Genomic DNA, 22,128 nt, shown 5'->3' with positions numbered 1-22,128 from the left:
GCGCTTCTTTTAGGTAAAGGATTTAGCATGATTCATATTATTACAGGTAGTACGCTTGGTGGCGCGGAGTATGTAGGTGACCACTTGAGCGAACTTTTAGTGGAAAAAGGCTTTGAGACGACCATTCATAATCAGCCAAACCTGGATGAGATCGATAACCATGGTACTTGGCTCATTGTCACCTCAACGCACGGCGCTGGAGAATATCCTGACAATATCCAACCATTCATTCGCACACTGCAAGAAACGCCACCTAAGACGAATGATCTTAAATTTGCCGTCATCGCAATTGGCGACTCAAGCTACGACACTTTCTGTGCTGCTGGCAAACACGCTTATACATTGCTAGAAGACATCGGAGCAACCCCGCTCTCAGACTGCTTTACTATCGACATTCTAAGCCACGATGTACCAGAAGATGCCGCCGAAGAATGGCTAAAAGACCATATTGACCGCTTTTAACCTATCTTAAGAGTCGCATGTGCGGCTCTTCTTTTGGCTTTGTGAATAACTTACCTACCTATCCCCTCTTCCAAGTGATGATTATTTAACCAAACGGTCTGTGGATAAACTAGCTAATATCCAGTGGTTTTCCTTTAGTTATCCAAAGAACAACTTTGATCAATCTCTCCCCCTGTGTATAACCACCATTTTTGATCCCAGGTAATCCTCACCCTGATCAAGTTATGATCACAGAATATGATCCCCAAAAGATCCATGATCTTGTTGATCATTTTTAACTTATCCACAGAGATCGTCGATCCTAATAATAGATCTAATAAAAGATCATATATATAGATCTTATATATATAAGTCTTTCAGACCTTTGAATGAAAAGTCTCAAAAGCATTTCCACATATCATGAAAGAAGGTAGAATAACGCTCTTTTATCTTTCTATAGCTTGATGGAATACCTGAGGTCAGTTCATGCTCTATCACGAAAACTTTGACGTCATTGTTGTTGGTGGCGGACACGCAGGAACGGAAGCCGCACTAGCATCTGCGCGTACAGGACAGAAAACTCTTCTACTGACGCACAATATCGATACTCTTGGTCAAATGTCATGCAACCCAGCAATTGGTGGCATTGGCAAAGGTCACTTAGTGAAAGAGGTCGATGCTATGGGTGGCCTAATGGCTCAGGCAATTGATCACGCTGGTATTCAGTTTCGCACACTGAACGCATCTAAAGGTCCAGCAGTACGAGCAACACGTGCGCAAGCTGATCGCGCATTGTACAAAGCTTACGTACGTGACGCCTTAGAAAACACACCAAACCTAACGCTATTTCAGCAATCCGTTGATGATCTGATTGTTGAAAAAGATACCGTTGTCGGTGTGATTACTCAGATGGGTCTTAAGTTTCATGCCAAAGCTGTTGTATTAACGGTAGGTACATTCCTAGGCGGTAAGATCCACATCGGTATGGAAAACTTTTCAGGAGGCCGAGCTGGGGATCCACCATCGATCGCACTTGCTGATCGTCTGAGAGAATTGCCGTTTAGAGTTGATCGACTCAAAACAGGTACTCCACCTCGCATTGATGCACGAAGTGTTGATTTTTCTCAATTAGAAGCGCAACACGGCGATAATCCAACGCCAGTATTTTCTTTCATGGGTGAACGTAGCCAGCACCCACGTCAAATTCCATGCTTTATCACGCATACCAACGAACAAACACATGATGTTATTCGTAATAACCTTGATCGCAGCCCAATGTATGCAGGTGTGATTGAAGGCATTGGCCCGCGTTACTGTCCGTCTATTGAAGATAAAGTGATGCGTTTTGCAGACAAAAACAGTCACCAAATTTTCATTGAGCCAGAAGGCTTAACAACGCATGAGTTGTATCCAAATGGTATCTCCACCAGCTTACCGTTTGACGTTCAAGTCCAAATCGTTCGCTCAATGAAAGGCTTTGAAAATGCACATATCGTTCGCCCTGGTTATGCGATTGAATATGATTTCTTTGATCCGCGTGACTTAAAACAAACTTACGAAACTAAGTTTATCAACGGTTTGTTCTTTGCCGGCCAAATTAACGGTACGACTGGTTACGAAGAAGCTGCTGCTCAAGGTTTAATGGCGGGAACGAACGCAAGTTTGTACAGCCAAGGCAAAGAAGGTTGGAGCCCGCGTCGTGATCAGGCTTACATGGGTGTATTAATCGATGACTTGTCGACAATGGGCACCAAAGAACCTTATCGAATGTTTACGTCTCGTGCGGAATACCGTTTGTTGCTACGTGAAGACAACGCCGACTTACGTTTGACAGAACAAGCACGTGAGCTTGGTTTGATTGATGACGTTCGTTGGGCGCGTTTCAACGAGAAAATCGACAACATCGAGAAAGAGCGTCAGCGTCTGAAAGATATATGGATGAATCCAAAATCTGAAGGTATTGATGATCTGAATGCATTGCTAAAAACGCCTATGATCCGCGAAGCAAGTGGTGAAGATCTATTGCGCCGCCCAGAAATGACATACGATCAACTCACTCAATTAGACGCTTTTGCGCCAGCGATTGAAGATGTGCAGGCAGCAGAACAAGTTGAAATTCAAGTCAAATACGAAGGCTACATTAAGCGTCAGCAAGACGAGATCGAAAAATCACTACGTCACGAACATACTAAGTTGCCTGTGGATCTGGATTACTCGAATGTCAAAGGACTATCGAACGAAGTCAGCGCGAAGTTGAGCGAAGCCAAGCCAGAGTCGATCGGTATTGCTTCACGTATTTCAGGTATCACGCCTGCGGCAATTTCTATTCTGCTGGTTCACCTGAAAAAACACGGCCTACTGAAAAAAGGCGAGGATGCAGCGTAATGAGCACACTTCGTAGCAAACTTGACGCACTTATCTCTCAAACGGATCTGGATGTTTCTGACAAGCAGCGCGAGCAGCTTGTCGGTTTTGTTGAAATGCTCAACAAGTGGAACAAAGCCTACAACTTAACCTCTGTGCGTAATCCAGAGGAAATGTTAGTGAAACATATTTTAGATAGCATTGTGGTGAGTACCCACCTGCAAGGTGAGCGTTTTATTGATGTGGGGACTGGCCCTGGTTTGCCAGGTATCCCACTTGCGATTATGAATCCAGATAAAGAGTTCTATCTGCTTGATAGCTTAGGCAAACGTATTCGCTTTATCAAACAGGTTCTCCATGAGCTGAAGATTGAAAACGTAACGCCAATCCAAAGTCGAGTAGAAGAATTCCAGCCAGAAGAGAAGTTTGATGCGGTACTGAGTCGTGCGTTCGCATCTATGATAGATATGGTCTCTTGGTGTCATCATTTACCAAAGGCTGACACAGGCGTTTTCTTGGCGCTTAAAGGCCAATTACCACAGGATGAGATTGAGCTTTTACCTGAGTGGTGTTCTGTGAGCGACATCAAAGCTTTGAATGTTCCTGAGTTGGAAGGCGAGCGTCATCTAGTAATCTTATCGCGCAAGGGATAAAAACGAGGTTCATTGTGGGAAAAATCGTAGCGATCGCCAACCAGAAAGGTGGAGTTGGTAAGACAACAACATGCATTAATTTAGCGGCCTCTATGGCAGCAACAAAGCGTAAAGTTTTGGTGATTGATCTCGATCCACAAGGAAACGCGACGATGGCCAGTGGAGTCGATAAATATCAAGTCGACGCCACTGCTTACGAGCTTTTAGTTGAAGATGTACCATTTGATGATGTGGTATGTCGAAAAACCTCCGGTAACTACGACCTGATCGCAGCAAATGGCGATGTGACTGCCGCCGAAATCAAGTTGATGGAAGTCTTTGCTCGTGAAGTCCGCCTGAAGCACGCGCTGGCATCAGTGCGTGATAACTATGATTTCATCTTTATCGATTGTCCTCCCTCTCTAAACCTTCTTACAATTAATGCTATGGCTGCGGCAGACTCTGTTCTGGTTCCTATGCAGTGTGAGTATTTTGCCCTAGAAGGTTTAACAGCATTAATGGACACAATCAGTAAGTTGACTGCTGTGGTGAATGAAAACCTAAAAATTGAAGGTTTACTTCGTACTATGTATGACCCGCGCAATCGACTCTCTAACGAAGTCTCCGATCAACTTAAAAAACACTTTGGAAGCAAAGTGTACCGCACTGTTATTCCTCGTAATGTTCGTTTGGCCGAAGCGCCAAGTCATGGCAAACCTGCTATGTACTACGACAAATACTCTGCAGGCGCAAAAGCATACCTGGCTCTCGCGGGCGAAATGCTGCGCCGAGAAGATGTACCTGCATAACCCTAACAAAGGAATTCCTGTATATGTCTAAACGTGGTTTAGGTAAAGGGCTTGACGCTCTGCTTTCAACGAGCTCATTAGCACGTGAAAAACAGCAAAGTGCTATACATAGCCAAGAGTTATCGTCTGATGGTGAACTAAAAGACTTAAACATCAACAGCCTAAAACCAGGTGTCTATCAACCGCGTAAAGACATGTCACCAGTGGCATTAGAAGAACTCGCAGCCTCAATTGAGTCTCAAGGCATCATTCAGCCGATTGTTGTTCGTCAACTTGACCACGAACGATTTGAGATTATTGCTGGTGAACGTCGTTGGAGAGCGGCCCGTAAAGCTGGACTAACGCAAGTTCCATGTGTGATCAAAAAAGTGGAAGATCGTGCAGCGATCGCTATGGCACTGATCGAAAACATTCAACGCGAAGATCTCAATGTGATCGAAGAAGCTCAGGCCCTTGATCGCTTGCAAATCGAGTTTTCCTTAACTCATCAACAAGTTGCCGAAGTTATCGGTAAGTCTCGAACGACGGTTAGTAACTTACTTCGTCTGAACCAGTTAGAACCAGAGGTAAAGTCTCTGGTGGCGGATAAAGCACTAGAAATGGGGCATGCTCGTGCGCTTCTCGCTCTCGAAGGTAAGCAACAAGTAGAGGTTGCTGAGCAAGTGGCGAAGAAGCAAATGACCGTTCGTCAAACTGAGCAATTTGTGAAAAAGTGTCTCCAGCCACCATCTGAGGAAAAAAATGAGCCTCAAGACGCTGTAGCACAACAAATGTCTCAAAAATTAAGTGAAATGCTCGATGCAAAAGTAAATATTGTGAGAGCCAAGAGCGGGGCGTCAAAAATGATAATTAGTCTTGATGAGCCTCACAAATTGGAGCAACTAATTGCCAAGCTAGAGAGCTAAATGAGATAATTGATCTCAATCAATTATGTAAAAAACCATTTTTTGTGCGAAAGTTGTCGGCTTGTAAACAAAATTGTAACTTTTTCCCGTGTTTTCATTGCATTCGGGTTCACTCATCGTATAATTTTCGCCAATTTCCCAGCACCGAGGTAGTAACAGCTGTGGATTTTAATAGAGGTACGAATACATGGTAGCTGCGTTAGCTAGACCAGGACGAGAGCTTGCAAAGCAATTGTTAATGATCGAGTTTGGCGCGGTTACATTATTGGCGGCAGGAATGGCTGTAGCTGTGAATGCTGAATGGGGAATTTCGGCGCTAGTTGGTGGTGGCATCTTTGTTATCGCTAATGCGGTTTTTGCGCTGTGTGCTTTTATGTTTAGTGGAGCTCGTGCTGCAAAGCGAATTACGGCCTCTTTCTACACGGGCGAAGCACTTAAAATCCTCATCACGGTCGCTCTATTCACCGTTGCCTACATGTATATGCAGGTGGAACTCGTTCCGCTCAAGCTAACCTATTTGCTGGCTCTAGGTATTAATATCTGTGCGCCAGTGCTATTCATTAACAACAAAAAATAGGATGAGTTATGGCTGCGCCAGGTGAAGCGCTAACGTCGGCCGGATACATTGCTCACCACCTTACAAACCTATCTACTTATAAGTTAGGTCTTGTAGCGGAGGAGACAAGTTTCTGGAACGTACATATCGATAGCCTGTTTTTTTCTTGGTTTACTGGTTTAATTTTCCTCGGAATTTTTTACAAAGTAGCGAAGAGAGCAACAGCGGGTGTACCAGGTAAGCTTCAGTGTGCTGTAGAAATGATCGTTGAATTTGTCGCTGATAACGTCAAAGACACGTTCCATGGACGCAACCCACTGATCGCGCCTTTAGCACTGACTATCTTTTGTTGGGTATTTTTGATGAACGTGATGGACTTAGTTCCTATCGACTTCTTACCATACCCAGCAGAGCATTGGCTCGGTATTCCTTACCTTAAGGTTGTACCATCAGCTGATGTTAATATCACCATGGCTATGGCTCTAGGCGTTTTCGCTCTGATGATTTACTACAGCATCAAAGTGAAAGGTCTAGGTGGATTCGCTAAAGAATTGGCTCTACATCCATTCAATCACCCATTGATGATTCCGTTTAACCTTCTAATTGAAGTGGTATCGCTATTAGCGAAACCTCTATCACTTGGTATGCGTCTATTCGGTAACATGTTCGCGGGTGAGGTTGTATTCATTCTTTGTGCGGCAATGCTACCATGGTATTTACAATGGATGGGCTCATTACCATGGGCGATATTCCATATCTTGGTTATTACGATTCAGGCTTTCGTGTTCATGATGTTGACAATTGTTTACCTGTCAATGGCACACGAAGATTCGGATCATTAATTTTTTAAAGCTTTTATTTGGGCAAACTAGCCAACAACTATAAATTGGAGATAGTAATGGAAACTTTACTGAGCTTTTCTGCAATCGCCGTAGGTATTATCGTCGGTCTTGCTTCTCTTGGTACAGCGATTGGTTTCGCACTTCTAGGTGGTAAATTCCTTGAAGGTGCTGCACGTCAACCAGAAATGGCTCCTATGCTACAAGTTAAGATGTTCATCATCGCTGGTCTACTTGATGCGGTTCCAATGATCGGTATCGTAATCGCGCTACTATTCACATTCGCAAACCCATTCGTTGGTCAACTAGGTTAATCACCTTTAACTCGGGACGAGCCTAGGCTTGTCACTGATTAACACTAAGTCCAAATAGAGGGGTAGCTGTTGTGAATATAAACGCAACTCTGCTAGGTCAAGCAATTTCGTTTGCTATGTTTGTGTGGTTCTGCATGAAGTATGTATGGCCACTATTAATACAAGCGATTGAAGAGCGTCAGAAGAAAATTGCTGACGGTCTACAAGCAGCAGAACGTGCTGCAAAAGACTTGAATCTAGCACAAGCCAACGCTTCTGATCAGTTAAAAGAAGCGAAGCGCACAGCAACTGAGATCATCGAGCAAGCGAACAAGCGTAAAGCTCAAATTCTAGATGAAGCACGTGAGGAAGCTCAGACTGAACGTCAGAAAATCCTTACTCAAGCTGAAGCAGAACTAGAAGCTGAACGCAACCGCGCGCGCGATGAGCTGCGCAAACAAGTTGCAACTCTGGCTGTAGCTGGTGCTGAGAAAATCCTAGAGCGTACTATCGATAAGAATGCGCACAAAGATATTCTCGACAACATTACTGCAAAACTTTAAGTCTGGGGGCGCATATGTCTGATTTGACTACTATCGCACGCCCCTATGCTAAAGCAGCATTCGACTTTGCTGTAGAGAAAGGCGAACTTGACCAATGGGGTCAAATGTTGTCTTTCGCTGCGGAAGTCGCAAATAACGCACAAGTGAAAGAACTTTTAACGGGTTCTATTTCTGCTGACAAACTAGCAGAAATCTTTGTCGCAATTTGTGGCGAGCAAGTTAATGCAAACGGTCAGAACCTGTTAAAGGTGATGGCTGAGAATGGCCGTTTATCGGCCCTTCCTGATGTTTGTAAGCAATTCTTCATTCTGAAGAAAGAGCATGAGAAAGAAATCGATGCTGAAGTGATTTCAGCAACCGAACTTTCTGATGAGCAGCGCGCAGATATCAGTAGCAAGCTTGAGCAGCGCCTAGAGCGCAAAGTGAAGCTGAATTGCAGTGTAGATGAGGCCCTACTTGGTGGGGTTATTATTCGAGCCGGAGACTTAGTCATCGATAACTCAGCACGCGGTCGTTTGAACCGTCTGAGCGATGCATTGCAGTCTTAATGGGGATTGGAGCATGCAACTTAATTCCACGGAAATCAGCGATCTAATCAAACAACGTATCGAATCTTTCGAAGTTGTTAGTGAAGCTCGCAACGAGGGTACTATCGTATCGGTAAGCGATGGTATCATCCGCATCCACGGCCTAGCGGACGTGATGCAAGGTGAAATGATTGAATTACCGGGTGGCCGTTATGCACTAGCACTTAACCTTGAGCGTGACTCGGTTGGTGCGGTTGTAATGGGCCCATATGCTGACCTTAAGGAAGGCATGAAAGTTACAGGTACTGGTCGTATTCTTGAAGTACCAGTTGGTCCAGAACTACTAGGTCGCGTAGTGAACACACTAGGTGAGCCTATCGATGGTAAAGGTCCAATCGAAGCGAAACTGACTTCACCTGTAGAAGTAATCGCACCAGGCGTAATCGACCGTAAATCGGTAGACCAACCTGTGCAAACTGGTTACAAATCTGTTGACTCAATGATCCCAATCGGTCGTGGTCAGCGTGAGCTTGTAATCGGTGACCGTCAGACTGGTAAAACAGCAATGGCGATCGATGCGATTATCAACCAGAAAAACTCTGGTATTTTCTCAATCTACGTAGCTATCGGTCAGAAAGCATCGACTATTGCTAACGTAGTTCGCAAACTAGAAGAGCACGGCGCGCTAGCAAACACTATCGTTGTTGTTGCATCTGCTTCTGAGTCAGCAGCGCTACAATACCTAGCGCCATACTCTGGCTGTGCGATGGGTGAATACTTCCGTGATCGCGGCGAAGACGCACTGATTGTTTATGATGATCTATCTAAGCAAGCGGTAGCTTACCGTCAGATCTCTCTACTATTAAAACGTCCACCAGGCCGTGAAGCATTCCCAGGGGATGTATTCTACCTACACTCACGTCTACTAGAGCGCGCAGCTCGTGTAAGCGAAGAATATGTAGAAAAGTTCACTAACGGTGAAGTGAAAGGTAAGACAGGCTCTTTGACTGCTCTTCCTATCATTGAAACTCAAGCAGGTGACGTTTCAGCATTCGTACCGACTAACGTAATCTCGATTACCGACGGTCAGATCTTCCTACAAACTGAGCTATTCAACGCAGGTGTTCGTCCAGCGGTTGACCCAGGTATCTCAGTATCTCGTGTAGGTGGTTCAGCGCAGACGAAAATCATCAAGAAGCTATCAGGCGGTATCCGTACTGCACTAGCTCAGTACCGTGAACTAGCGGCATTCGCACAGTTCTCGTCTGACCTTGATGAAGCAACGAAGAAACAGCTAGACCACGGTCAAAAAGTTACAGAACTAATGAAGCAGAAGCAGTACGCTCCAATGTCTGTATTTGACCAAGCACTAGTTATCTTCGCGGCAGAGCGCGGTTATTTAGCAGATGTTGAACTAAGCAAACTGCTAGATTTCGAAGCGGCTCTACTATCGTACGCTCGCGGTCAATACGCTGAATTTGCGGCTGAGATCGACAAGACGGGTGCATACAACGATGAAGTTGAAGCACAGCTTAAGAAGCTGACTGACGACTTCGTAGCAACCCAAACTTGGTAATAGGTCGGTGGCAGTAATGCCACCAACTAATGGAGAGTAACGATGGCCGGCGCAAAAGAGATACGTAATAAAATCGGTAGTGTTAAAAGCACGCAGAAAATTACGAAAGCGATGGAAATGGTAGCAGCTTCAAAAATGCGTCGTTCTCAAGATGCAATGGAAGCTTCTCGTCCATACGCTGAAACCATGCGTAAAGTGATCGGTCACGTAGCAAACGCGAACCTAGAGTACCGTCATCCGTACCTAGAAGAGCGTGAAGCGAAGCGAGTTGGTTACATCATCGTTTCTACAGACCGTGGCTTGTGTGGCGGCTTGAACATTAACGTGTTCAAAAAAGCTATCAATGACATGCAAGCTTGGAAAGAGAAAGGTGCTGAAGTTGAACTAGCAGTTGTTGGTTCTAAAGCAACAGCTTTCTTTAACAACAGTGGCGCGAAAGTAGCTGCTCAGGTTTCTGGTCTGGGTGATCAACCTAGCCTAGAAGACCTAATCGGTTCTGTAAGCGTAATGCTGAAGAAATACGATGAAGGTGAATTGGACCGTTTATATGTAGTGTTCAACAAGTTTGTCAACACTATGGTTCAGCAACCAACGATCGATCAATTGCTACCTTTGCCTAAATCTGACAGCAAAGAGATGCAGCGTGAGCATTCATGGGACTACATCTATGAGCCTGAACCACAACCTCTGCTGGATGCACTATTAGTGCGTTACGTAGAGTCTCAGGTTTACCAAGGTGTAGTTGAGAACCTTGCTTGTGAGCAAGCGGCTCGAATGATTGCGATGAAAGCTGCAACTGATAACGCAACCAACCTGATTGAAGATCTAGAACTTGTGTACAACAAAGCCCGTCAGGCTGCGATCACACAAGAACTATCGGAAATCGTTGGTGGTGCTGCTGCGGTTTAAGTTTAGGTAAAACGAAATAGTTTAGAGGATTAACGATGGCTACAGGTAAGATCGTACAGATCATCGGTGCGGTAGTCGACGTAGAGTTCCCACAGAGCGATGTACCTAGTGTATATGACGCTCTAAACGTAACGGACTCAAAAGAGCGTCTAGTTCTTGAAGTTCAACAACAGCTAGGCGGTGGCGTAGTTCGTTGTATCGTAATGGGTAGCTCTGATGGTTTACGTCGTGGAGTAGAAGTAGTAAATACTGGCGCTCCAATTTCAGTACCAGTAGGTACTAAGACCCTAGGTCGTATCATGAACGTTCTAGGTGACGCGATTGACGAGTGTGGTGAGATCGGTGCAGAAGAGACTTACTCTATTCACCGTGAAGCACCAAGCTACGAAGAGCAATCAAACGAGATCGCTCTACTAGAGACTGGTGTTAAAGTAATCGACCTAGTTTGTCCATTCGCGAAGGGTGGTAAAATCGGTCTATTCGGCGGTGCTGGTGTAGGTAAGACCGTTAACATGATGGAACTTATCAACAACATCGCACTTCAGCACTCTGGCCTATCAGTATTTGCTGGTGTAGGTGAGCGTACTCGTGAAGGTAACGATTTCTACTTTGAGATGCAGGAAGCAGGCGTTGTAAACGTTGAGAAGCCTGAAGAATCGAAAGTAGCGATGGTTTACGGTCAGATGAACGAGCCACCAGGTAACCGTCTGCGTGTTGCACTGACTGGTCTAACAATGGCAGAGAAGTTCCGTGACGAAGGTCGTGACGTTCTACTGTTCGTTGATAACATCTACCGTTACACACTGGCAGGTACTGAGGTATCAGCACTGCTAGGTCGTATGCCTTCAGCGGTAGGTTACCAGCCAACTCTTGCTGAAGAGATGGGTGTACTTCAGGAGCGTATCACGTCAACTAAGTCGGGTTCTATCACGTCTGTACAGGCGGTATACGTACCAGCGGATGACTTGACTGACCCGTCTCCGGCAACTACGTTCGCGCACTTGGATGCAACGGTTGTACTTAACCGTAACATCGCTGCAATGGGTCTATACCCAGCGATTGACCCACTGGATTCAACATCTCGTATGCTTGATCCACTCGTTGTTGGTCAGGAGCACTACGACATCGCTCGTGGCGTTCAGCAGACACTTCAGCGTTACAAAGAGCTGAAAGATATCATCGCAATCCTAGGTATGGACGAGCTATCTGAATCAGATAAGCAAGTTGTATCTCGTGCACGTAAGATTGAGCGTTTCCTAACTCAGCCTTACCACGTAGCGGAAGTATTTACTGGCGACCCAGGTGTTTACGTACCTCTTAAAGAGACTCTACGTGGCTTCAAAGGTCTACTAGCTGGTGATTACGATGACATTCCAGAGCAAGCGTTTATGTACTGCGGTACTATCGACGATGCTATCGAGAATGCGAAGAAGCTATAAGGCTAACTAGGAGGCGATATGGCACCAATAACCTTTCACCTAGATGTAGTCAGCGCTGAGAAGAAAATCTTCTCTGGTCGCGTAGAAACATTTCAGGTGACCGGTAGCGAAGGTGAACTTGGTATTTTCCATGGTCACACTCCGTTACTGACCGCTATTAAGCCTGGTATGGTGCGTATTGTGAAACAGCACGGCCACGAAGAAATCATTTATGTTTCTGGTGGTATGGTAGAAGTTCAGCCTGGTACAGCGACTGTACTGGCTGATACAGCTATCCGTGGTGAAGAGCTAGACGCAGCGAAGGCAGAAGAAGCCAAGCGCCGCGCTGAGGAGAAAATTCAGAATCAGCATGGTGATATGGACTTCGCTCAAGCGGCCAGTGAGCTGGCGAAAGCCATTGCTCAGCTACGTGTTATCGAGCTGACAAAAAAACGTCGCTAAACCTTTAGTAGCGTTTTAAAAATGATAAAGGCGGTCATTAGACCGCCTTTTTGCTTATTTTTTGCCAGAAACTTTTCTAACGCAATTAACTATTGCTGCTCAAGCCTCTAAAATATCGGGCAGTTTTTTATTACAACGTACAAAGGCACATCAATGAAATTTAGCGCTGTCATCCTCGCTGCGGGTAAAGGTACTCGCATGTACTCAAACAAACCTAAGGTGCTTCATACCTTAGCAGGAAAGCCGATGGCTAAGCATGTTATTGATACTTGCTCTAGTTTAGGTGCGCAAAATATTCATTTGGTTTACGGCCACGGCGGTGATCAAATGCAAGCAGAATTGGCGAATGAGCCTGTTAACTGGGTGCTGCAAGCTGAGCAACTAGGTACAGGCCATGCAGTTGATCAAGCGTCGGCAAAATTTGAAGACGATGAAAAAATCTTGGTGTTGTACGGTGACGTGCCTTTAATCTCTGAAGAGACAATCGAGAGCCTGCTAGATGCTCAACCAACAGGTGGTATTGCTCTTTTGACCGTGGTTTTGGATAACCCTACTGGCTACGGCCGTATCGTGCGTAAAAACGGCCCTGTTGTCGCTATCGTTGAACAAAAAGATGCGACGGAAGAACAAAAGCTGATTAAAGAAATTAACACAGGTGTGATGGTCGCGACAGGTGGAGACCTTAAGCGCTGGCTATCAGGCCTGAATAATAACAACGCCCAAGGTGAATACTACCTAACCGATGTGATCGCAGCCGCGCACGATGAAGGTCGCGCAGTTGAAGCGGTTCATCCAGTGAACCCGATCGAAGTTGAAGGCGTGAATGACCGCGCACAGCTAGCTCGTCTTGAGCGTGCGTTCCAATCAATGCAAGCGAAGAAGCTACTTGAGCAAGGCGTAATGTTACGTGACCCAGCACGCTTTGACCTGCGTGGTGCATTGCAGTGCGGCATGGACTGTGAAATCGATGCTAACGTGATCATTGAAGGTAACGTGACTCTCGGTGATAACGTGGTGATCGGCACGGGATGTGTACTCAAAGATTGTGAAATCGACGATAACACCATTGTACGTCCTTACAGTGTGATTGAAGGTGCGACGGTTGGTGAAGAGTGTACGGTTGGTCCGTTTACTCGTCTACGTCCTGGTACTGAGATGCGTAACGACTCTCACGTCGGCAACTTTGTAGAAGTGAAAAATGCCCGTATCGGGGAAGGTTCGAAAGCGAATCACCTGACTTATCTGGGTGACGCGGAAATTGGTCAGCGCACGAATATCGGAGCAGGAACGATTACTTGCAACTACGACGGCGCGAACAAATTCAAAACCATCATCGGTAATGATGTCTTTGTCGGTTCTGACAGCCAGTTAGTTGCGCCAGTGACTATCGCGGATGGCGCAACCATCGGTGCAGGTACGACGCTGACTAAAAACGTTGAAGAGGGTGAGTTAGTCATCACTCGCGTAAAAGAGCGCAAAATTACTGGCTGGCAACGTCCAGTAAAACAGAAGTAATTTTTCAGCGTTACTCAAGAAATGAAACAAAGCCGCTCAAACGAGCGGCTTTGTTATTGGCAAAGGCGAATCGTTAGTGACTTGGAATCGCGATGCGCTTTTCTAACCAACGCACCGCTTGCGAGACGAGCAAAATCAGCACTAAGTACTCTAAAACCAAAAAGGTATAAATTTCGAGGGGTAAGTACTCATTCACTACTAACTCATTGGCACGTCGAGTTAAATCACTTAGGCCTATCACACTGACCAGCGAACTCATCTTAAGAATATAAACAAATTGATTCCCCAGTGGTGGGAGAATTTGTCGAAATGCCTGAGGCAAAATCACCAAACGCATTTTTTGCCAATAGTTTAGTCCTAGCGATTCGGCTGCTTCATGCTGCCCACGCGCAATCGCCTGAATACCACCACGAAACACTTCCGCCATAAATGCACTTTCGGCAACAGTCAGTGCGATAACACCTGCCCAAAAGTGGTTCAATGAAATGTCGAGTAGCGTTGGCATTCCATAGTAAACCCACAGTAGTAAGACCAATACAGGGATCGAGCGAATGCTTTCTACATAGATTCTATTTAGGGTGTTGAGGAGTTTGGAACTCGATAATGCTGGGAGAGCAACGATCAAGCCAATGCTCATTGCGAGACACATACTGATCAGTGAGACCGTAATCGTGTCGGAAAAGCCCGCGATAAGAAACCTTAAGTTAGTCTGTCCTTGCTGGGTGGATGGATCGAGTACATACCAGCCCCACTGGTAATCCGTACACCCTGTGATGAGCAACGGCAAAAATAACCATAGATATCGACAATTCACGCTTCTGTCCCTTGCTTGACTAAAAAATGTCCTTTGTTGCTGCTATGTTATCAAGGATGCGTTTGTAAATCTTAAACGGAACTTATACTAAGGAAAAACAATGAAAAATCTTCTGTTCGCGCTAGGGCTGTCTTTACTTGCGATGAGTGGCTTTGCCAATGCTAAGAGCCGGCTCAATGATATTTTGGATTCTGGGGTTCTCCGAGTTGGGACGACAGGGGATTGGAATCCAATGACGATGAAAGATCCCGCAACCAACAGTTACCGTGGATTTGATATTGATGTGACGACCGAGTTGGCCAAAGATCTTGGCGTCAAAGTAGAATACGTCGCGACGGATTGGAAAACGTTGGTGAATGGAATTACGGCGGGGAAATATGACGTGACGGGGAGTGCATCCCTGAACATGTCACGCGCTAAAGTAGCAGGCTATAGCCAGCCGTACTTTTACTTGGCGTTTGTGCCAGTGGTACAGAAGAAGGATTTAGAGAAATTTTCTGACTGGAATGATTTTGACAAAGCAGACGTGAAAGTTGCTGCAACGCTCGGTACAGTACAAGAAAAGATGGTTAAAGAGTTTTTCCCTTCGGCGACCCATATCGTCATTGAAGCACCGGCGCGAGATTTCCAGGAGTTGTTAGCCAAACGTGCGGACGTATCCGTGACATCAAATGTTGAAGCGGCAACGCTGGTGGAGAAGTTTAATCAATTGGCGATCGTTCCGGTGAAAGAGCCTCGTCGTCCTACACCTATCGCTATGTTACTCCCTCAAGACGACCAAGTATGGATCAACTACATCAACCATTGGGTAGAGCTGAAGAAAACCCAGGGATTCTTTAAACAGACGGCAGAGAAGTGGGGGCTGAAAAGCCTGTAATGCCCAGATAGCAAAAGAGCCGCAAATACGGCTCTTTTCTTTTTTTGGGGAGTGAAGGTTATTCTTCGCTAACAACGCGCGCGTTATCAGGAACTGTAAACTGCTCTGATAACTCGCGATTTGATAGGACATAACCAAACCACAGTCCACCCATACACAGTACTATCGCAATACCGGTTACCATCTGTGCCTGACTCGCGAGTGCCGCAACAAGTGCGCTTGAAAGGCTGCTGACACTAATTTGCAGGCTGTTTTGTAGACCAGCGGCTGTTGCTGGACTTCTCTTAGCGCTGGCCAGTGCGCGGTTAACTACGATTGGGTAAAGCGCGCCGTTTGCAACGGCAATCAAACAAAATGGTGCAAGGATCGGCCAAATGGAGGTGAGTTCCCACTGAGAAGCGATAAAGATCAGAAGTGAAGAGACACTGAATAGTCCAATCAACTGACGTAGTACCTTCTCATCACCATACTTGCTAACACCCACTTTACCTAGGTAACCACCCACCATAAACGCAATAGTTTGTGGGATGAAGCTTAAACCGATGTCTTTTGCTTCATAGCCAAGCTGCGCCATGATCTCTGGCATACCAGTCAAATAAGCAAAGAATGCCGCCGAAGCTGTCGCAAACATCAATACGTTACCTAAGTAAGACTTAGAACTGATCAACGCTTTGATATCAGCAGAAATACTCGTTTGTTTCTCTTCGACCACTTCGTTGTCTTGAGCCATCGTCGCCATGACCAGCAAGATACCCATGACCGTCAGTGCGATAAAAATGCTGGACCAGCCAAAGTTGTCAGCTAGTAGCACGCCAAGTTGTGGCGCTAGAGCTGGTGATAGTGCCACTAGCGGCATAATGGTGGCAAAAATCTGTTGGCTGTTGCTGGAGTAACGCTTTATCACCATTGCTTGCCAAATCACGGCAGGGGCGCAGACACCAATCGCCTGAATAAAGCGCAGTGTCAGAAGTTGCCAGACTTGGTCACTGAACGCGAGGCCAAAGGATGCAACAGTAAACAGCGCTAAACCTGCAGCTAAGGTATTGCGGTGGCCAAACTTATCAGACGCTAGGCCCCATAAAAGTTGACCCAATGCCATACCGACAAGAAATACCGTCAATGACAAAGCGATTTGTTCTGGTCCCGTCGCAAACTCCGTTTCCATCACCTTAAACGCAGGTAAATACATATCGGTTGCGATAAAGCCGAGCATAGAGAGCGCAGCTAAATAAAACAGCTGTAATTTTGAAATCTGCATCGTTATTCCATTCAAAATAATTGATTGATAATCGTCCGTTGTTGCCAACGTTTTTATTTATCCTGGCATTGTATTTTTCGCAATTGATAAAATAAAACGTTAAAATTTGCAGTTATGAATCAAAAAAATTGAAAGGTTAGTTGTGAGCGCTTTTTCCCAATCGTCCCTAGAGCTGGTGGATACCGTCGCGAGATTAGGCAGTTTTACGGCCGCGGCAGAAGTGCTGCACAAGGTACCGTCAGCAATCAGTTACACCATTAGACAGATTGAGCAAGAGCTTGATGTGGTGTTGTTTCGCCGTTTACCAAGAAAGGTAGAATTAACTCCTGCTGGCGAGTTGTTTATCGAACAAGCAAGAACCATGTTGCGCCAGATGGAAGAGATCAAGGCACAGACTCGTCGCGCTGCCCATGGCTGGCAAAAGACACTGAAAATAACCTTAGATAACGTGGTCAAGCTGGAGCGCTTAAAACCTTTGATAGAAGATTTTTACGCCACATTTCCTCACGCAGAACTGCAAATAAATATGGAAGTGTTTAACGGTTCTTGGGAGGCGATTTCTCAAGGGCGTGCGGATATTGTCATCGGTGCTACATCAGCCATTCCTGTGGGTGGAGATTTTGAAGTCAAAGATATGGGCATTCTAGATTGGGCTTTTGTTATGTCGTCGAGTCACCCGTGCGTACGTGAGCAAAGGCTCAGTGAAGAATTCGTTAGTCAGTTTCCTTCAATATGTCTGGATGATACGTCTAATGTTTTACCAAAGCGTCATACCGTTCATTACCCTGATCAGCGCCGCTTGCTGCTACCGAATTGGTACAGTGCGATTGAGTGTTTAAAAAATGGTGTCGGCGTTGGCTACATGCCGCGACATATCGCGCAACCACTGATTGCGGAAGGTCTGCTGGTGGAGAAGATTCTGCCAGAAGATAAGCCATTGAGTCATTGTTGTTTGGTATGGCGTAAAGATGAGAACCATAAAATGATTGAATGGATGGTAAATTACTTGGGTTCGAGTGAGCAGCTTTATCAGGATTGGTTGCAGTCCTAATAAAAACGCCAGCGTATCTGAGCTGGCGTTGTTGATATTTTAAGAACGATTATGGTCGTTCAAAGACGGTCGCAATCCCTTGGCCGAGACCAATACACATGGTAGCAAGACCGTATTTAGCATCTTTCGCTTCCATTAGGTTAATCAGCGTGGTTGAAATACGTGAACCGGAGCAACCCAGTGGGTGACCGAGCGCGATTGCACCACCGTTTAGGTTGACCTTTTCATCCATCACATCCAAAAGACCGAGGTCTTTAGCACACGGTAGTGACTGAGCAGCAAACGCTTCATTTAGCTCGACTACATCCATATCCTCAATGGATAGACCTGCACGTTTCAGTGCTTTTTGTGTCGCTGGTACAGGTCCATAGCCCATAATCGATGGATCACAACCCGCTATTGCCATACCTTTGATACGCGCACGAATCGTTAGGCCTAATTCATTGGCTTTTTCTTCGCTCATGATCAGCATAGCTGAAGCGCCGTCGGACAGAGCAGAAGATGTACCCGCAGTGACCGTACCATTTGCTGGGTCAAACACTGGGCGAAGCTGTGATAGCCCTTCTACTGTGGTTTCCGGACGAATGACTTCATCGTGATCAAGTGTAAACAGAGTACCATCAGCCGCGTGACCTTCAGTAGGTAGAATTTCGCTCTTAAAGCGACCTTCAACCGTAGCTGCGTGAGCACGAGCGTGAGAGCGGGCAGCAAACTCATCTTGTTGTTCGCGGCTGATACCGTGCAGCTTGCCAAGCATTTCAGCTGTCAGTCCCATCATACCTGCCGCTTTGGCAACGTTTTTCGCCATGCCTGGATGGAAGTCGACACCATGGTTCATTGGAACGTGTCCCATATGCTCAACACCACCAATCAAGCAGATTTCCGCATCGCCAGTCATGATAGCGCGTGTACCATCGTGCAGCGCTTGCATTGATGAACCACATAGACGGTTGACAGTAACCGCACCAATTTCAATCGGAAGACCGGCGAGCAGCGCAGCATTACGTGCAACGTTAAAGCCTTGCTCTAGCGTTTGTTGAACACAGCCCCAGTAGATGTCTTCAATTTCACTTGGGTTTACCTGCGGATTACGAGCAAGAATCCCTTTCATTAAGTGTGCAGACAGATCTTCCGCTCGAGTATGTCGGAACGCGCCACCCTTAGAGCGACCCATTGGTGTACGTAGACAATCTACAACGACAACATTTCTTGTATTTAAAGTCATTTGCTATCCCTCCTTAGATAGAACCTTGCTGTTGTGCGCCATAAAAGGTTTCACCTTTGGCCGCCATATCGATAAGCATTTGTGGAACGCGGTACATCGCACCCAGATCCTCATACTGTTTCGCCATTTCAATAAATTCAGCAATGCCCACGCTATCTAGGTAGTGGAATACACCACCGCGGAATGGAGGGAAGCCCAATCCGTATACCAACGCCATATCAGCTTCTTGAGGAGAAGCAATGATCTTCTCTTGCAGACACAGTACCACTTCGTTGATCATCGGAATCATCATGCGTTGAATGATAGTCTCTTCGTCGAAGTCTCGCTTATCTGCGCATACGTCTGCCAATACCGGCAAAATCTCTTCTGAGTAGGTCTTCTTCGGCTTGCCTTTTCTATCGATGACATAATTATAGAAGCCGCTACCATTCTTCTGACCGTACTTGTTCGCTTCAAATAGAGCATTAATTGCATCAGGACCTTGTTTACGCATACGTTCAGGGAAACCTTCTGCCATTACGGCTTGTGCATGGTGAGCGGTATCGATACCCACAACGTCAAGAAGGTACGCAGGGCCCATTGGCCAGCCAAACTTGCGCTCCATAACTTTATCTATTTGAGTAAAGTCTGCCCCATCACGCAGTAGCATGCTAAAACCACCAAAGTATGGGAACAATACGCGGTTTACGAAGAACCCTGGGCAGTCATTAACGACAATCGGTGACTTGCCCATTTTCGCTGCGTAAGCAACAACTCGGTTGATGGTTTCCTCTGACGTGTGCTCGCCACGAATAATCTCAACCAATGGCATGCGATGAACTGGGTTGAAGAAGTGCATACCACAGAAGTTTTCTGGGCGTTTCAGTGACTTCGCCAGTTGGTTGATTGGAATCGTAGAGGTGTTTGATGTGATGACCGTATTTTGGCCGACCTGCTGTTCTACTTCACTTAACACAGCGGCTTTTACTTTTGGATTTTCGACTACTGCTTCAACAATAACGTCAGAGTTTTCGATGCCAGCGTAATGCAAACTCGGTGTGATAGAAGCAAGAATACCTGCCATTTTGAAGCCGTCGATGCGACCACGCTCTAACTGCTTATTGAGCAGTTTCGACGCTTCGGTCATCCCCAAATCTAGGGATGCTTGAGCAATGTCTTTCATTAAGACAGGCACACCTTTGAGTGCTGACTGGTATGCAATGCCGCCACCCATAATGCCAGCACCTAGTACTGCTGCGCGCTCAGTGCCTTTATTGGCTGACTTTGCTGCTTTTTTCGCAATGCCTTTGATGTATTGATCATTTAGGAATAAGCTGACTAATGCTTTGGCTTCCTCAGACTTAGCCAGCTTGATGAAATACTTGCGTTCAATGTCTAGCGCTTCGTTACGGGCAAAGCGAGCCCCTTCTTCGATGGTGTTCACTGCCGTCATTGGCGCAGGGTAGTGTGGGCCAGCTTTTTGTGCCACTAAGCCTTTCGCCATAGTGAAACTCATCATCGACTCAAGCTTACTCAAGGTCAATGGTGATGTCTTTTGCTTACGACGTTCTTGCCAGTCTAGCTTTTCATTGATTGCCTGGGTAAGTGTTGTTAGCGCTGATTCATATAGAGAGTCAGACTCAACAACAGCATCCAGTAGGCCAAGCTTTAAAGCTTCATCTGCACGGCAAGCTTTACCTTGGGTGATGATTTCCATTGCGTTATCTGCACCAACCACGCGTGGTAAACGCACACAACCGCCAAACCCAGGCATGATGCCCAACTTAGTTTCTGGAAGACCGATGCTGGTGGTTTTATCACCGATGCGCATATCGGTAGCGAGAACACACTCGCAGCCTCCGCCAAGAGTGTGGCCTTTGAGAACAGAAACGGTTGGTACAGGTAGGTCCTCAAGTTTATTGAAGATGCTATTGGCAAATTTAAGCCAAGTATCCAGTTCCGCTTCTGTCTTAGCAAATAATCCTAAGAACTCGGTAATATCGGCACCTACGATAAACGAATCTTTATCAGAGGTTAGCAATAGCCCTTTCAAACCTTTGTGGTTGTGAAGGGCATCTAGTGCTTTATCTAGAGACTCTAGCGTGGCTAGGTCCAGTTTATTGACGGAGTTAGGGGAGCAAAAGCTGAGCTCTGCAATTCCGTCTTGTAGTTCCCTTACCGTAAGGTTGTTAGCTTGGTAAATCATTGTCTATCTCCATGACATACAATCGTGGGTTGTGCGTTTGTCTATCTATCCTGAGAGTGTTCACGTATTTAGATGGACGACCAGAAATTCTGTTGTTTTCTCGTTCCTGGTTTGACCAGTCTCTAAGAGTGTGGACCGCCTAAAAGTTAAATTCAATACATTTTTCAAACAAGTGTTTAACATTGTGCGCTATGGCAGATCTTCCGCGATCTGAAAAATCTACCGTGTTAAACTCTCTGCATCACTTAACAGCGCCCAATGCCATGAATGACCAGCCCTATCTAATTCCTGCACACCCCATTCAATTTGAGGAAGAAATCAAAAAAAGTGTCTTTATTACTCACTTAGCACATACGCCATCCATTGAGAGTGCGAAAGCGTTTGTCGAGCAGATAAAAATGAAGCACTCAGATGCAAGGCACAACTGCTGGGCTTTTGTCGCGGGGCGCGCGGAAGACTCGATGAAATGGGGATTTAGTGATGATGGTGAACCTTCAGGCACGGCAGGAAAGCCGATGCTGGCACAGCTGTCTGGTTCAGGTGTAGGAGAGGTTACTGCGGTGGTAACACGTTATTCGGGAGGAATAAAGCTCGGCACTGGTGGGTTAGTGAAAGCTTATGGCGGCGGGGTTCAGCAAGCTCTCAAGCTGCTTCAAACAATTGAGAAAAAAATAACCACTCACTTGCAAGTGGAGTTAGACTATGCGTTTATGCCTATAGTCCAGTCGTTGATCAGTCAATTTGAGGCACAAGAAGTGTCAGCAGACTATAGTGAACAAGTTAAATTGGTCGTGGATATTGAGCTTCGCAAGGCCAACGATTTTACTCAGGCGATAATTAATAAAAGCGGTGCCAAAGCTTTAGTTACGCCTCTTAATAGCAACTAAAACCCAGGAAGCCAGAAGTTTA

22 protein-coding genes are annotated in these 22,128 nt (G+C 45.9%); 18 read left to right on the top strand and 4 right to left on the bottom strand.

The window, feature by feature from the left end:
• Nucleotides 1-27: 27 nt before the first annotated feature.
• From mioC to glmU, 15 genes are all read left to right on the top strand, one after another.
• Nucleotides 28-462, top strand: a complete 435-nt coding sequence (gene mioC / locus NP165_RS13225; protein WP_257084353.1) for an FMN-binding protein MioC — start codon at nt 28-30, stop codon at nt 460-462.
• A 465-nt stretch (nt 463-927) separates the two neighbouring features.
• Complete coding sequence (gene mnmG, locus NP165_RS13220; protein ID WP_257084352.1) at nt 928-2,826, top strand: tRNA uridine-5-carboxymethylaminomethyl(34) synthesis enzyme MnmG; 1,899 nt, start codon at nt 928-930, stop codon at nt 2,824-2,826.
• Nucleotides 2,826-3,458: a 16S rRNA (guanine(527)-N(7))-methyltransferase RsmG gene (gene rsmG / locus NP165_RS13215; protein WP_257084351.1), complete on the top strand. Its 633-nt coding sequence runs from the start codon at nt 2,826-2,828 to the stop codon at nt 3,456-3,458. Before mnmG ends, rsmG begins: the two co-directional genes overlap by 1 nt.
• Nucleotides 3,459-3,472: 14 nt before the next feature.
• Entirely contained in the window at nt 3,473-4,246 is a 774-nt protein-coding gene (locus NP165_RS13210) for a ParA family protein (RefSeq protein ID WP_257084350.1), read from the top strand.
• Nucleotides 4,247-4,269: 23 nt separating this feature from the next.
• The gene (locus tag NP165_RS13205) at nt 4,270-5,151 is read left to right on the top strand and encodes a ParB/RepB/Spo0J family partition protein (protein WP_257084349.1); all 882 of its coding nucleotides are present in this window, start codon (nt 4,270-4,272) and stop codon (nt 5,149-5,151) included.
• A 187-nt stretch (nt 5,152-5,338) separates the two neighbouring features.
• On the top strand, nt 5,339-5,728 hold the full coding sequence (locus tag NP165_RS13200) for a F0F1 ATP synthase subunit I (RefSeq protein WP_257084348.1): 390 nt from the start codon (nt 5,339-5,341) through the stop codon (nt 5,726-5,728).
• An 8-nt stretch (nt 5,729-5,736) separates the two neighbouring features.
• Entirely contained in the window at nt 5,737-6,549 is an 813-nt protein-coding gene (atpB, locus tag NP165_RS13195) for a F0F1 ATP synthase subunit A (protein WP_257084347.1), read from the top strand.
• Nucleotides 6,550-6,605: 56 nt separating this feature from the next.
• Entirely contained in the window at nt 6,606-6,860 is a 255-nt protein-coding gene (gene atpE, locus NP165_RS13190) for a F0F1 ATP synthase subunit C (RefSeq protein ID WP_002540812.1), read from the top strand.
• 71 nt (nt 6,861-6,931) lie between these two features.
• The gene (atpF, locus tag NP165_RS13185; RefSeq protein ID WP_257084346.1) at nt 6,932-7,402 is read left to right on the top strand and encodes a F0F1 ATP synthase subunit B; all 471 of its coding nucleotides are present in this window, start codon (nt 6,932-6,934) and stop codon (nt 7,400-7,402) included.
• Between the two features lie 14 nt (nt 7,403-7,416).
• Nucleotides 7,417-7,950 (top strand): F0F1 ATP synthase subunit delta, encoded by a 534-nt coding sequence (gene atpH / locus NP165_RS13180; RefSeq protein WP_257084345.1) that lies wholly within the window; start codon nt 7,417-7,419, stop codon nt 7,948-7,950.
• Nucleotides 7,951-7,963: 13 nt separating this feature from the next.
• Nucleotides 7,964-9,505 carry a F0F1 ATP synthase subunit alpha gene (gene atpA, locus NP165_RS13175; RefSeq protein WP_257084344.1) on the top strand — a complete coding sequence of 514 codons (1,542 nt, stop codon included), beginning with the start codon at nt 7,964-7,966 and terminating at the stop codon, nt 9,503-9,505.
• 42 nt (nt 9,506-9,547) lie between these two features.
• Nucleotides 9,548-10,414 carry a F0F1 ATP synthase subunit gamma gene (gene atpG / locus NP165_RS13170; RefSeq protein ID WP_257084343.1) on the top strand — a complete coding sequence of 289 codons (867 nt, stop codon included), beginning with the start codon at nt 9,548-9,550 and terminating at the stop codon, nt 10,412-10,414.
• A 35-nt stretch (nt 10,415-10,449) separates the two neighbouring features.
• Nucleotides 10,450-11,853, top strand: a complete 1,404-nt coding sequence (gene atpD / locus NP165_RS13165; protein ID WP_257084342.1) for a F0F1 ATP synthase subunit beta — start codon at nt 10,450-10,452, stop codon at nt 11,851-11,853.
• An 18-nt stretch (nt 11,854-11,871) separates the two neighbouring features.
• Entirely contained in the window at nt 11,872-12,294 is a 423-nt protein-coding gene (locus NP165_RS13160) for a F0F1 ATP synthase subunit epsilon (protein WP_053394321.1), read from the top strand.
• 153 nt (nt 12,295-12,447) lie between these two features.
• Nucleotides 12,448-13,809, top strand: coding sequence for a bifunctional UDP-N-acetylglucosamine diphosphorylase/glucosamine-1-phosphate N-acetyltransferase GlmU (glmU, locus tag NP165_RS13155; RefSeq protein ID WP_257084341.1), 1,362 nt, complete (start codon nt 12,448-12,450; stop codon nt 13,807-13,809).
• Nucleotides 13,810-13,882: 73 nt separating this feature from the next.
• Here the strand turns inward: glmU and NP165_RS13150 are convergent, their stop codons facing one another.
• A complete protein-coding gene (locus tag NP165_RS13150; protein WP_257084340.1) occupies nt 13,883-14,623 on the bottom strand; it encodes an amino acid ABC transporter permease in 741 nt (246 codons plus the stop codon).
• Between the two features lie 100 nt (nt 14,624-14,723).
• Here NP165_RS13150 and NP165_RS13145 point away from each other — a divergent pair, with 100 nt between their 5' ends.
• Nucleotides 14,724-15,500 carry a transporter substrate-binding domain-containing protein gene (locus NP165_RS13145; RefSeq protein ID WP_257084339.1) on the top strand — a complete coding sequence of 259 codons (777 nt, stop codon included), beginning with the start codon at nt 14,724-14,726 and terminating at the stop codon, nt 15,498-15,500.
• A gap of 58 nt (nt 15,501-15,558) precedes the next feature.
• Here the strand turns inward: NP165_RS13145 and punC are convergent, their stop codons facing one another.
• Nucleotides 15,559-16,758, bottom strand: coding sequence for a purine nucleoside transporter PunC (gene punC / locus NP165_RS13140; RefSeq protein ID WP_257084338.1), 1,200 nt, complete (start codon nt 16,756-16,758; stop codon nt 15,559-15,561).
• Between the two features lie 142 nt (nt 16,759-16,900).
• Here punC and punR point away from each other — a divergent pair, with 142 nt between their 5' ends.
• Nucleotides 16,901-17,809, top strand: a complete 909-nt coding sequence (gene punR, locus NP165_RS13135) for a DNA-binding transcriptional activator PunR (protein ID WP_257084337.1) — start codon at nt 16,901-16,903, stop codon at nt 17,807-17,809.
• A gap of 49 nt (nt 17,810-17,858) precedes the next feature.
• Here punR and fadA read toward each other — a convergent pair whose 3' ends face one another.
• Complete coding sequence (gene fadA / locus NP165_RS13130; protein ID WP_257084336.1) at nt 17,859-19,034, bottom strand: acetyl-CoA C-acyltransferase FadA; 1,176 nt, start codon at nt 19,032-19,034, stop codon at nt 17,859-17,861.
• Nucleotides 19,035-19,047: 13 nt separating this feature from the next.
• Complete coding sequence (gene fadB, locus NP165_RS13125) at nt 19,048-21,219, bottom strand: fatty acid oxidation complex subunit alpha FadB (protein WP_257084335.1); 2,172 nt, start codon at nt 21,217-21,219, stop codon at nt 19,048-19,050.
• 263 nt (nt 21,220-21,482) lie between these two features.
• Between fadB and NP165_RS13120 the strand changes: the two genes are divergently transcribed.
• On the top strand, nt 21,483-22,106 hold the full coding sequence (locus NP165_RS13120; protein ID WP_257085601.1) for a YigZ family protein: 624 nt from the start codon (nt 21,483-21,485) through the stop codon (nt 22,104-22,106).
• Nucleotides 22,107-22,128: the final 22 nt, after the last annotated feature.

It is taken from the genome of Vibrio japonicus (assembly GCF_024582835.1).
GTDB lineage: Bacteria > Pseudomonadota > Gammaproteobacteria > Enterobacterales > Vibrionaceae > Vibrio > Vibrio japonicus.
The sequence above is the reverse complement of the archived record's forward strand: the minus strand, read 5'-3'. Positions and strand labels throughout refer to the sequence as shown.

Coding starts and splice junctions, on each gene's coding strand:
- NP165_RS13200 (WP_257084348.1), top strand. CDS start 5,339: ATGGTAGCTGCGTTAGCTAGACCAGGACGAGAGCTTGCAAAGCAATTG.
- NP165_RS13160 (WP_053394321.1), top strand. CDS start 11,872: ATGGCACCAATAACCTTTCACCTAGATGTAGTCAGCGCTGAGAAGAAA.
- fadA (WP_257084336.1), bottom strand. CDS start 19,034: ATGACTTTAAATACAAGAAATGTTGTCGTTGTAGATTGTCTACGTACA.
- NP165_RS13120 (WP_257085601.1), top strand. CDS start 21,483: ATGAATGACCAGCCCTATCTAATTCCTGCACACCCCATTCAATTTGAG.
- glmU (WP_257084341.1), top strand. CDS start 12,448: ATGAAATTTAGCGCTGTCATCCTCGCTGCGGGTAAAGGTACTCGCATG.
- mnmG (WP_257084352.1), top strand. CDS start 928: ATGCTCTATCACGAAAACTTTGACGTCATTGTTGTTGGTGGCGGACAC.
- atpA (WP_257084344.1), top strand. CDS start 7,964: ATGCAACTTAATTCCACGGAAATCAGCGATCTAATCAAACAACGTATC.
- rsmG (WP_257084351.1), top strand. CDS start 2,826: ATGAGCACACTTCGTAGCAAACTTGACGCACTTATCTCTCAAACGGAT.
- atpH (WP_257084345.1), top strand. CDS start 7,417: ATGTCTGATTTGACTACTATCGCACGCCCCTATGCTAAAGCAGCATTC.
- atpB (WP_257084347.1), top strand. CDS start 5,737: ATGGCTGCGCCAGGTGAAGCGCTAACGTCGGCCGGATACATTGCTCAC.
- atpD (WP_257084342.1), top strand. CDS start 10,450: ATGGCTACAGGTAAGATCGTACAGATCATCGGTGCGGTAGTCGACGTA.
- atpG (WP_257084343.1), top strand. CDS start 9,548: ATGGCCGGCGCAAAAGAGATACGTAATAAAATCGGTAGTGTTAAAAGC.
- fadB (WP_257084335.1), bottom strand. CDS start 21,219: ATGATTTACCAAGCTAACAACCTTACGGTAAGGGAACTACAAGACGGA.
- NP165_RS13205 (WP_257084349.1), top strand. CDS start 4,270: ATGTCTAAACGTGGTTTAGGTAAAGGGCTTGACGCTCTGCTTTCAACG.
- punC (WP_257084338.1), bottom strand. CDS start 16,758: ATGCAGATTTCAAAATTACAGCTGTTTTATTTAGCTGCGCTCTCTATG.
- atpE (WP_002540812.1), top strand. CDS start 6,606: ATGGAAACTTTACTGAGCTTTTCTGCAATCGCCGTAGGTATTATCGTC.
- mioC (WP_257084353.1), top strand. CDS start 28: ATGATTCATATTATTACAGGTAGTACGCTTGGTGGCGCGGAGTATGTA.
- NP165_RS13145 (WP_257084339.1), top strand. CDS start 14,724: ATGAAAAATCTTCTGTTCGCGCTAGGGCTGTCTTTACTTGCGATGAGT.